The organism is Acidiphilium sp. JA12-A1 (assembly GCF_000724705.2).
Lineage (GTDB): Bacteria > Pseudomonadota > Alphaproteobacteria > Acetobacterales > Acetobacteraceae > Acidiphilium > Acidiphilium multivorum.
In genome coordinates this window covers 1-11,274 of the sequence record NZ_JFHO01000136.1, presented here as the reverse complement: position 1 = coordinate 11,274, position 11,274 = coordinate 1, and the positions used below count along the sequence as shown (strand labels likewise).

The following is an 11,274-nucleotide window of genomic DNA, read 5'->3' as shown; positions in this document are numbered from 1 at the left end:
GGCAGCGGCAGAGCGGGCGGAGGATGCGGCCGAGGCGCGGTTCCTCGCCGATGCGGCGCTGCAATTCGGGATCGGCGAGCAGGGCGCGGAGCTGGCCGGCGGCGGCGATGGCCTCGGGGACCGGAGCGAGAAGCCAGGCGGCGCGGCGCGGCAAGGCCAGCCTTGCGGGATTGGCCGGCGGGCGCGCCCGGCGGCGAGAGGGACGCGGGCGCGGCGCAGAAACATCGTCGGCGCAGAGGCGGAGCAAAAATGTGGCGTAGCGGCGCAGGCGGGTCCAGAGCAGGATGGTGAGGGCGCCGCTCCCGGGGCCGAAGGCGCCGGCCGCACCGCGCCGGGCGACGGCGTCGCACAGCGTGTCGATCAGGGCGCGGAAGCGGCGGGCGACATCCATGAACGGAACAAGAACATACTCGCGCCGGGGTGGGCAAGAATTTTGCTCCCTTTTTGCTTCTTCTGCTCCGCTCCCGTGCCGCAGGGGCGGATCACGCCGGCGTCATCCGATTATTTGCTCCGCATTTGCATATCTTGGCATCTTTTGATGATTATTCTCGTTGCATTTTATGGAGATTCGACGCCGGCCGCCTATTTTATTTGCTCGTTTCCGCCGGTGCGTTCACCTCTGGCACGCCGGTTGCAGGAGCAAAGCTGAGCTAGGGTTCCGGCCGGATCGAAAATCCGGCGCTGGTCCGAGAGCTTCAGCCGCGCGGGAGACATCCGCGCGGTCCACGGCGGGACAAAAGCCCGGGAGAGACTTTGGTGCGTGGGTGTGCATCGGTTTCTCCGTTCGCCCCCTCGCGCCGATCGATGCGATCGACGGTGAGGAGAAGACCGATGCTGACACGCAAGCAATTCATCAAGACGGGAGCCGGGGCGGCGACGGCGGCGGCGGTGCTGCCGGGCCTGCCTGTGGCGCGGGCCGGCGGAGCGAAGAAATTCAAGCTGGCCTGGACGATCTATGTCGGCTGGATGCCCTGGCCCTGGGCGGCGGACAAGGGGATCGTGAAGAAATGGGCGGACAAGTACGGGATCGAGATCGAGGTGATCGAGGTCGCGGATTATCCGACCTCGATCAACCAGTACACCGCCGGCGCGTTCGACGCGCTGACGATCACCAACATGGACACGCTGGCGGTGCCGGCGGTGGGCGGGGTGGATTCGACCTCGATCATCACCGGGGATTACTCTAACGGCAACGATGCCGTGATTCTCAAGGACAAGACGAAGTTCACCGACCTGAAGGGGCAGAAGGTGAACCTCGTGCAGTATTCGGTATCGCAATACCTGTTCGACCGGGGGCTGGAAAAGCACCACATGAGCGAGCGGGACGTGCGCATCGTCAACACCTCCGACGCTGACATGGCGGCAGCGTGGATGACGAAGGCGGTGACCGCGGTGGTGACGTGGAACCCGATCGTGCAGGAGATCATGAAGAATGCCGACGCGCACGAGGTGTTCACCTCGGCGCAGATTCCTGGCGAGATTCTCGACCTGTGCATCGTGCGGACCGATGTGCTGAAGGCGCATCCGGAATTCGCGAAGGCGCTGACCGGGGCGTGGTACGAGACGCTGGGGATCATGCTGTCGGACAGCGCGGAGGGCAAGGCGGCGCGGACGGCGATGGCGAAACTTTCGGGCACCGACCTCGAGGGTTTCGATGCGCAGCTGAAGACGACGCATCTGTTCGCCGACCCGGCGGGGGCGGCCGCGTTCACCCGCTCGGCGCAGCTGGTGAAGACGATGGAATATGTCCGCACCTTCCTGTTCCGCCACGGGCTGATGGGCCAGGGGGCGACCTCGCCCAACGTGGTGGGGATCGCGTTTCCGGACGGGAAGATCCTCGGCGACAAGCGGAACGTCAAGTTCCGCTACACGTCGGACTTCATGCGGATGGCGGCGGCGAAAAAGCTCTGAGCCGGGCGATGCGCGTCATCAACCGCCATCCCCGGCCCGGCAGCGGACGGGTGCTGATGCTGCTGCCGTTCCTGCTGGTCGGGCTTGGCTACATCGTCGTCTCGACGATGCGGCACGAGGTCAATCCATCTGACAAGGTGTTGCCGACGCTGGCGCAGATGGCGGCGGGGATGCGGGAGATGGCGCTCACGCGCGACATGGCGACCGGTCAGTATCCGCTGCTCGCGGATACGCTGGCGAGCCTGCGGCGGATCCTGTCGGGGCTGGCGATCGCCACCGCGATCAGCTTCGGATTGGGCATTCTCGTCGGCATGGTGCCGTATCTTCGCAAGCTGCTGCTGCCGTTCATCACCGCCTTCTCGATGGTGCCGCCGCTCGCGGTGCTGCCGATCCTGTTCATCATCGCCGGGATCGGCGAGACGGCGAAGGTGGCGCTGATCGTGATCGGCACGGCGCCCTATATCGTGCGCGACCTCGTGCTGCGGGTGGAGGAGCTGCCGCGCGCGCAGATGATCAAGGCGCAGACGCTGGGGGCGTCGTCCTGGCAGATCGCGCTCCGGGTGGTGGTGCCGCAGATGGCGCCGCGGCTGATCGACAGCCTGCGGCTCTCGCTCGGGCCGGCCTGGCTGTACCTGATCTCGGCCGAGGCGATCGCGGCCCAGGACGGGCTCGGCTACCGGATCTTCCTGGTGCGGCGCTATTTCGCGATGGACATCATCATTCCCTATGTCCTGTGGATCACGCTGCTGGCGGTGTTGTTCGACGCGGCGTTGCGGCTCGTGCAGGCGAAGGCGTTCCCGTGGTTCGCCGGGGCGGCGCGGTCGTGAGCGGGGCGGCGGCGCGGCTGATCGAGGTGCGCGATGTCTGGCAGGTGTATGGCGCGCGGATCGTGCTGGAGCGGATCAGCCTCGGGATCGAGGCGGGGAGTTTCGTGACGGTCGTGGGACCGACGGGGTGCGGCAAGACGACGTTCCTGCGCATGCTGATGAGCGAGGAGACGCCGAGCCACGGCACGATCCGGCTGGCGGGGGCGGCGCTGCCGGGCGAGCCGACGGCGGACCGCGGCGTGGTGTTCCAGCGCTATTCGGTGTTTCCGCATCTGAGCGTGCTCGGCAACGTGGTGCTGCCGCTGGAGATCGCGGCGGCACCGCTGCTCGGGCGGCTGTTCGGCGCGGCGCGGCGGCGGGCGGAGGCGCGGGCGCGGACGCTGCTGGAGGAGGTGGGGCTCGGGCATGCGGCGTCGCTCTATCCCGCGCAGCTGTCGGGCGGGATGCAGCAGCGGCTGGCGCTGGCACAGGCGCTGATCCTGAAGCCGCGCGTGCTGCTGCTGGATGAGCCGTTCAGCGCGCTCGATCCGGGCACGCGGGCGGATATTCACGGGCTGATGCGGCGGCTCTGGGAGGAGACGCGGATGACCGTGGTGATGGTGACGCACGACATCAGCGAGGCGTTCCGGCTGGGCACGCGGGTGCTGGTGTTCGAGCGGCCGGAGCCGGACGATCCGGCGCGGGGGGCGCGGATCACCCATGACATTCCCGTGCGGCGCCGGGCGCCGCGCAACGGGCCGGGGGACGACCCCGCGGCCGGGACGATCGCCCGCGAGGACGGCCTCGCTAACATCGCGTGAGGGAATGATGGACAATCTCGATACGATGACGCCGGAGCAGTATCGCGCGCGCTACGAGGCGTTGCAGGCGGGGGCGCGGGCGAGGGCGGCGGCGATGCCGGACCTCGGCGCGCCGCCGGCGATCGGCGCTGGCGACGTGATTTCGCGGGAGGTGATTCCGCCGGGGTGGTATGTGGCACTCCGGCTGCGGCGGGGCGAGGCGCTGCATGTGGAGAACCCGCGCGGCACGCCGGGGGCTTCGGTTTTCCTGTGGAATGCCGACGATGTTTCGGAACGGTTCAATGCCGGGGATACGGCGAAGCTGCAATGGACGACGCTGATCGGCGGCGGGCGGGTGCTGTTTTCGGACATGGGGCGGGTGATGGCCTCGGTCATTTCGGATAGCGGCGCGGGGCATGATCCGATCCTCGGGCCGTCGACGCCGGAGACGGCGGGCGGGGCGCGCAACGGGCGCGACAACCTGCGCAGCGCCGCGGCGAAGTTCGGGCTCGGGCGGCGGGATGTCGGGCCGTGCCTGACGCTGTTCGCGAAGATGCGGGTGGACGACGCGGGGCGGCCGGCGCTGGCGGGCGCGCCGCCGCCGGGGGCGTTCGTGACGTTGCGGGCGGAGATGAACCTGCTCGTCGCGCTGTCGAACACGCCGCATCCGCTGGCGACATCGCAGGCGGCGAGCGGGGAGATCGGGATCGTGCGGTATCGCGCGGCGGCGGCGGGGGCGGATGATCCGTGCCGGTGCGCGACGGAGGAGGCCGCGCGCGGCTTCGGGAACAATGACCGCTATTTCGCGTGAGGGCATGATGGAACACCATTTCGACGCGGCGATCCTCGATGTCGTGGTGCCGGCGCGCGCGCCGTTCTCGGCCACGCTGAAGGCGGGGCAGGTGCTGCGGATCATCGACCTGGAAGGCCAGCAGGCGGTGGATGCGCTGTTCTATAACGCCGCCGATCCGGGCGAGCGCTATTCGGCGCAGGACACGCTGGCCGCACAGGCGCGGGCCGGCGGGCGGTATGACCTGTCGACCGGGTCGGTGCTGCGCTCGAACGAGGGGCGGGCGATGGCGACGATCATCGCCGATACCTGCGGGTTTCACGACACCAGCGCGGGGGCGTGCTCGTGCGAGAGCAACACCGTGCGGTTCGGCCACGCGACGCGGTTCATGCACGCGTGCCGGGAGAATTTCCTGACGGAGCTCGCGAAATACGGGATGGACAAGCGCGATCTCGTTTCGAATGTGAACTTTTTCATGAACGTGCCGATCCGGCCGGATGGGGAGCTGACGGTGGATGACGGGGTGTCGGCGCCGGGCGGGTATGTCGAGCTGCGGGCGGAGATGGATCTGCTGGTGCTGATTTCGAACTGCCCGCAGGTGAACAACCCGTGCAACGGGTTCCGGCCGACGCCGATCCGCTGCGTGGTGTGGGAACCATGAGGCGGGAGGCCGGGTTTTCCAGGGTTCTCATCGCCAACCGGGGGGCGATCCTGGCACGGATCGGCCGGACGCTGAAGCGGATGGGGATCGAGTCCGTCGCGGTGCATTCGCCGGCTGACCGGTTCACCGCGCCGGTGCTGGCGGCGGATCATGCCGTGGCGCTGGCGGGGAACGCGGCGGCGGAGAGTTATCTCGATGTCGGGGCGATCGTGGCCGCGTGCCGGGCGAGCGGGGCGGAGGCGGTGCATCCGGGCTACGGGTTCCTCGCCGAGCGGGCGGATTTCGCCGAGGCGCTGGCGGATGCGGGGATCGTGTTCATCGGGCCGCGCCCGGAGCAGATGCGGGCGTTCGGGCTGAAGCACACGGCGCGGGCGCTGGCGCGGGACGCGGGCGTGCCGCTGCTGCCGGGCTCGGGGCTGCTCGGCTCGGTGGAGGCGGCGGCCGAGGCGGCGGCCGGGATCGGCTATCCGGTGATGCTGAAGAGCACGGCGGGCGGCGGCGGGATCGGCATGGCGCCCTGCGCGGACGAGGCGGAGCTGCGGGCGCGCTTCGCCGGAATCAGCCGGCTGGCGCAGGCGAATTTCGGCGAGGCGGCGCTGTATCTGGAGAAGTTCGTCACCGCGGCGCGGCATGTCGAGGTGCAGATCTTCGGCGACGGCGCGGGCGGGGTGATCGCACTCGGGGCGCGGGATTGTTCGTTGCAACGGCGCAACCAGAAAGTCGTGGAGGAGACGCCGCCGCCGGGAATTCCCGCGCCGGTGCTGGCGGCGATCGAGGACGCGGCGTGCGGCCTCGCGCGGTCGGTGCGGTATCTCTCGGCCGGGACGGTGGAGTTCATCTACGACGCGGCGGCGCAGACATTCTATTTCCTGGAGGTGAACACGCGGCTGCAGGTCGAGCACGGGGTGACCGAGGAGGTGTTCGGCATCGATCTGGTGGAGTGGATGGTCCGTGCCGCCGCCGGCGGGTTCGCGCTGCCGGCGGGGCTGACCCCGCGCGGGGCGGCGGTGCAGGCGCGGCTCTATGCGGAGGACCCGGCGGAAGGGTTCCGGCCCTCGACCGGGCGGATCACCGCGCTGCGCTATGGCGCCGGCGCGCGGGTGGACGGGTGGATCGCGCCGGGGAGCGAGGTGACGCCGTTCTACGATCCGATGCTGGCGAAGCTGATCGGGCGCGGGGCGGACCGGGCGGCGGCGATCGCGGCGCTGCGGGCGGCGCTGGCGGCGACGGTGGTGACCGGGATCGAGACCAACCGCGCCTATCTGCTGGCGGCGCTGGACGATGCGGATTTCCGCGCCGGGACGATGACGACGGCGACGCTGGGGCGGCTGGACTGGCGGGGCGAAGGGATCGCGGTGCTGGAGCCGGGGGCGCAATCGTCGTTGCAGAGCCTGCCGGGGCGGCTTGGCGCCTGGGAGGTGGGGATTCCGCCGAGCGGGCCGATGGATGCGCGGAGTGCCGCGCGGGCGAACGCGCTGCTCGGCAATCCGCCGGGGGCGGCGGTGCTGGAATGCACGCTGAGCGGGCCGGTGCTGCGCTTCCGCGGCGATGCCGAGATCGCGCTTGCCGGGGCGCGGATGGTGGCGACGCTCGATGGCGCGAGGGTGCCGCATGACGCGGTGGTCGCGGTGCGGGCGGGGCAGGTTCTGGCGCTGGGGGCGATCGAGGGGCCGGGGCAGCGCTGCTATCTCGCCGTGGGCGGCGGGTTCGGGGCGGCGGAATTCCTCGGTTCGACCGCGACCTTCGCGCTGGGCGGGTTCGGCGGGCATGGCACCGGCTGCCTGAACGCGGGGGATGTGCTGCATCTCGCCGGGCTGGCGCGTGGCGAAGCGGCGGCGCCGGAGGCGGCGGAACTGACCGCGCGCTGGGAGATCGCGCTTCGCCACGGGCCGCACGGGGCGCCGGATTTCTTCACCGAGGCGGATATCGAGACCCTGTTCTCGGCTTCCTACGAGGTGCACCACAACTCGGCGCGGACCGGGGTGCGGCTGGTCGGGCCGAAGCCGGAATGGGCGCGGGCGGATGGCGGCGAGGCGGGGTTGCACCCCTCCAACATCCATGACGTGCCCTATGCGGTGGGGGCGGTGGATTTCACCGGGGACATGCCGATCCTGCTCGGGCCGGACGGGCCCTCGCTCGGCGGGTTCGTCTGCCCCGGCGTGGTGGCGTCGGGCGATCTGTGGAAGCTCGGGCAGGTGCGGCCGGGGGATGTGGTGCATTTCACCCGCGCCGATGGCGACCCGGCGGTGCTGCACCGATCGGAGACGATGGTGGTGCGGCGGCAGGGGGATGCGAACCTGCTGGTCGAGTTCGGCGCGATGACGCTCGATTTCGCGCTGCGGCTGCGGGCGCACGCGTTGCAGGCGGCGCTGCGGCTGGCGGGGCTGGCCGGCATCGTCGATCTCACGCCGGGAATCCGCTCGTTGCAGGTGCATTTCGACCCGGACGCGGTGCGGGCGCGGGTGCTGCTGGAGGCGATCCGCGCGATCGAGCCGGATTTGCCCGATCCGGCGGCGATGACGGTGCCCTCGCGCATCGTGCATCTGCCGCTGTCCTGGAAGGACGGGCAGGTGATGCTGGCGATGCGGAAATATCAGGAGACGGTGCGGCCGGACGCGCCCTGGTGCCCGGACAATGTGGAGTTCATCCGGCGGATCAACGGGCTCGAGTCCGAGGACGCGGTGCGGCGGATCGTGTTCGACGCCGATTATCTGGTGATGGGGCTGGGCGATGTGTATCTCGGCGCGCCGGTGGCCACCCCGATCGACCCGCGGCACCGGCTGGTGACGACGAAATACAACCCGGCGCGGACCTGGACGCCGGAGAACGCGGTGGGGATCGGCGGGGCGTATCTCTGCGTCTATGGCATGGAGGGGCCGGGCGGCTACCAGCTGTTCGGCCGCACCGTGCAGATGTGGAACAGCCATCCCGGCGGGCGGGCGCCGTTCGGCGACACGCCCTGGCTGCTGCGGCATTTCGACGTGCTGCGGTTCTACCCCGTGGACGCGCGGGACCTGGCCGAGGCGCGGGCGGCGTTTCCGCACGGGCGCTATCCGCTGCGGATCGAGGAGACGACATTCTCGCTCGCGGCGCAGCAGGCGCTGATGGCGGCGGAGGCGGAGAGCATCGCCGCCTTCCGCGCGCGGCAGGGAGCGGCCTTCGCCGCCGAGCGCGAGGCCTGGCGGGCGATGGGGCTCGACGCCGCCCCGGCCGAGGACCTGACGCCGCCGCCGGCGGCGACGGCGCTGGCGGCGGGGATGCGCGCCCTGCCCGCCCCGGTGCCGGGCAGCGTGTGGCAGGTGCTGCGCGGGACGGGCGAGCGCGTCGCCGCCGGGGAGACGGTGATGATCGTCGAATCGATGAAGATGGAGGTGCGGGTGACGGCGCCGGCGGCGGGGGTTCTCGCCGCGATCGAGACCGCGCCGGGGCAGGTGGTGCGGGCGGGGCAGCGCCTCGCCGTGATCGCGCCGGAGGATGCGGCATGATTCCCGATCTGCTCGATATCGCGACGCTGCGGGCGGGGTTCGCCGCCGGGGCGTTCACGCCGGGGGATGTGGTGGACGCGGTCTATGACCGGATCGAGGCGTATCGCGATCCGGCGGTGTTCATCGCGCTGCGGCCGCGCGCGGCGGCGCGGGACGAGGCGATGGCGGCCGACCCCTCGCTGCCGCTCGCCGGGCTGCCCTTCGCGGTGAAGGACAATATCGACGTCGCCGGGATGCCGACCACGGCGGGATGCCCGGACTTCGCCTACATGCCGGCGCGGGACGCGGCGGTGGTCGCACGGCTGCGGGCGGCGGGGGCGGTGCCGATCGGCAAGACCAATCTCGACCAGTTCGCGACCGGGCTGAACGGCACGCGCTCGCCCCATGGCGCGCCGCGCTGCGTGTTCGACGCGCGGTATGTCTCGGGCGGGTCGTCCTCCGGTTCGGCGGTCGCGGTGGCGGCGGGGCTCGCGGTGTTTTCGCTCGGCACCGACACGGCGGGATCGGGGCGGGTGCCGGCTTCGTTCAACAATCTGGTCGGGCTGAAGCCGACGCGGGGATTGCTGCCGGCGAGCGGCGTGGTGCCGGCGTGCCGGAGCCTCGACTGCGTGTCGGTGTTCGCCAATGCGGCGGCGGATGCGGCGACGGTGCTGGCGGTGGCGCAGGGGGTGGATGCGGAGGATCCGTATTCGCGGGCGCCGGAGACGGTGGCGCTGCCGGAGCGGCCGCGTGTCGGCATCCTGGGGGCGGCGGAGCGGATCGGCGGCAACGAGGCGGGGTATGCGGCGCTCTATGCGCGGAGCTGCGCGGTGGCCGAGGGGCTCGGCTGGACGCTGGTGGAGATCGACGACGCGCCGTTCCGCGCCGCGGCTTCGCTGCTCTACGAGGATGCGTTCGTGGCCGAGCGGCTTTCGGCGCTGCGGGGTTTTTTCGCGCAATCGCCGGAGGCGTTCGACCCGGCGGTGCGGGCGATCCTGGAGCGGGCGCGCGGGTTCGACGCGGCGGACCTGTTCGACGCGCAAGCGCGGCTGATGGGGCTGCGGCGGCAGGCCGGGGCGGAGCTGGCGAAGGTGGACGCGCTGCTGCTGCCGACCGCGCCGGAGATTTTCACCGTGGCGGCGATGCTTGAGGCGCCGATCGCGCTTAACGCGGCGCTTGGGCGCTATACCAATTTCGTCAACCTGCTGGACATGGCGGCGGTGGCGGTGCCGGCGGGGTTCCGCGCCGACGGGCTGCCGTTCGGCGTGTCGCTGATCGGGCCGGCTTTCAGCGACGCCGCGCTGCTGGCGCTGGGCGATGCGCTGCACCGGGCCGGGTCGCCGGGATGCGGGGTGTCGCGGCGGGCGGCGCCGGGGGCGCTGGCGATGCCGGAGGCGGCGCGGATCTCGATCGTCGTCGCCGGGGCGCATCTTTCGGGCATGGCGCTGAACCACGAGCTGACCGCGCTGGGGGCGCGGCTGGAGGAGGCGACGGCGACGGCGGCGGACTACCGGCTTTACGCGCTGGCGACGGCGCCGGCGAAGCCGGGGCTGGTGCGGGCGCCGGGCTTCGCGGGGCCGGGCATCGCGGTGGAGCGGTGGTCGCTGTCGCCGGCGGAGTTCGGACGGTTCGTGGCCGGCGTGCCGGGGCCGATGACGATCGGCCAGGTGACGCTGGCGGACGGGCGGCGGTTTGCCGGCTTCCTGTGCGAGCCGGCGGCGCTGGAGGGGGCGCGCGAGATTACCGGGTTCGGCGGCTGGCGCGCCTATCTGGCGGCGGCCTGACGCGCTAGAGCATCATCCGATCAGATGGAGTCATCTGACCGGATAAAGATGCTCGGGTTATCAGTATGATAGAGCACGACATCCGATCCGAAAGGATCGGAAAGTGCTCTAGCGTCCCGAATCTGAAACCCATCGGATTTCAGATTCAAAGTGGACACTGGGAAAAACGATAGTTTGGTGGCCTGCTTGTCCCTGAAATTCACCCACGAATTTCAGGGGCAGGACACTAGAGCATCATCCGATCAGATGGAGTCATCTGATCGGATAAAGATGCTCGGGTTATCAGTATGATAGAGCACTACATCCGATCCGAAAGGATCGGAAAGTGCTCTAGGTTCCGTACCTATTGCCATGACTACGGGAGTTTTGATTCAAGTCTCTACGGAGGGTTTGGATCATGGCGGAATTATTCTGGCTGAACGACGCGCAATGGGCTGCGATCGAGCCGCTGTTGCCCAAGCTCGGCGGCAAACCGCGGGTGGACGATCGCCGGGTTCTGAGTGGCATCCTGCATCGCTTTCGCGAGGGCTTGCGGTGGCGCGCACTTCCGGAGGCTTATGGGCCGCGGACCACGGTGTTCAACCGGTTCAACCGCTGGAGCCAGCGTGGCCTCTGGCAGGAGATCTTCGCGGCCCTTGTCGCCTGCGCGGATCCCCCGCGCATCGCCATGGTGGACAGCACCTCGGTTCGGGCACATCGCGCGGCCGCGGGCGGTAAAGGGGGGCGCAAAGCCAGGCCATCGGCCGGTCGAGGGGTGGACGGACGACCAAGATCCACGCCGTCGCGGATGACCTGGGGCGCATCGCCGCCGTCCTCCTGACGCCGGGACAGGCCTCCGATATCAGTGGCGCCCGAGCGCTTCTCCCCACCATGCCACCGCCAGAAGACCTGATCGCCGACAAGGCCTACGACGCCGATGACCTCCGCGCCTTCCTCACCAGGCAGGGCACAAGGCCGGTGATCTCGCCCATCGCCAAACCGCCGCGCCATACCCGCCCTTCGACCCCGTCGCCTACACGAAACGCGCAAATCTCATCGAGCGTGCCTTCTGCASGCTC

General features: G+C 70.1%; 10 protein-coding genes and 1 riboswitch. Of the genes, 9 read left to right on the top strand and 1 reads right to left on the bottom strand.

Annotation, left to right across the window (positions count from 1 at the left end):
* The coding region (locus RT91_RS18385; protein WP_035189072.1) for a hypothetical protein at window positions 1-391 on the bottom strand (391 nt) is incomplete at its 3' end.
* A gap of 248 nt (window positions 392-639) precedes the next feature.
* Window positions 640-750: riboswitch (guanidine-I (ykkC/yxkD leader) on the top strand.
* 81 nt (window positions 751-831) lie between these two features.
* Here RT91_RS18385 and RT91_RS18380 point away from each other — a divergent pair.
* The 9 genes from RT91_RS18380 to RT91_RS22350 form a co-directional block, all read left to right on the top strand.
* Window positions 832-1,911: a putative urea ABC transporter substrate-binding protein gene (locus tag RT91_RS18380; RefSeq protein WP_012040269.1), complete on the top strand. Its 1,080-nt coding sequence runs from the start codon at window positions 832-834 to the stop codon at window positions 1,909-1,911.
* An 8-nt stretch (window positions 1,912-1,919) separates the two neighbouring features.
* Complete coding sequence (locus RT91_RS18375; RefSeq protein WP_035189071.1) at window positions 1,920-2,738, top strand: ABC transporter permease; 819 nt, start codon at window positions 1,920-1,922, stop codon at window positions 2,736-2,738.
* A complete protein-coding gene (locus tag RT91_RS18370; protein WP_013640978.1) occupies window positions 2,735-3,538 on the top strand; it encodes an ABC transporter ATP-binding protein in 804 nt (267 codons plus the stop codon). Before RT91_RS18375 ends, RT91_RS18370 begins: the two co-directional genes overlap by 4 nt.
* A gap of 7 nt (window positions 3,539-3,545) precedes the next feature.
* Window positions 3,546-4,328, top strand: a complete 783-nt coding sequence (locus tag RT91_RS18365) for an urea amidolyase associated protein UAAP1 (RefSeq protein ID WP_013640977.1) — start codon at window positions 3,546-3,548, stop codon at window positions 4,326-4,328.
* Window positions 4,329-4,335: 7 nt separating this feature from the next.
* On the top strand, window positions 4,336-4,968 hold the full coding sequence (locus RT91_RS18360; RefSeq protein ID WP_082468658.1) for an urea amidolyase associated protein UAAP2: 633 nt from the start codon (window positions 4,336-4,338) through the stop codon (window positions 4,966-4,968).
* Window positions 4,965-8,453: a 5-oxoprolinase/urea amidolyase family protein gene (locus tag RT91_RS18355; protein ID WP_035189067.1), complete on the top strand. Its 3,489-nt coding sequence runs from the start codon at window positions 4,965-4,967 to the stop codon at window positions 8,451-8,453. Before RT91_RS18360 ends, RT91_RS18355 begins: the two co-directional genes overlap by 4 nt.
* Window positions 8,450-10,216, top strand: a complete 1,767-nt coding sequence (atzF, locus tag RT91_RS18350; RefSeq protein ID WP_035189064.1) for an allophanate hydrolase — start codon at window positions 8,450-8,452, stop codon at window positions 10,214-10,216. Before RT91_RS18355 ends, atzF begins: the two co-directional genes overlap by 4 nt.
* Window positions 10,217-10,613: 397 nt before the next feature.
* Window positions 10,614-11,036 (top strand): IS5 family transposase, encoded by a 423-nt coding sequence (locus RT91_RS18345; RefSeq protein ID WP_035186015.1) that lies wholly within the window; start codon window positions 10,614-10,616, stop codon window positions 11,034-11,036.
* Window positions 10,955-11,274: transposase (locus tag RT91_RS22350; protein WP_205408991.1), on the top strand; the 320-nt coding region annotated here is incomplete at its 3' end. The genes RT91_RS18345 and RT91_RS22350, both read left to right, overlap by 82 nt.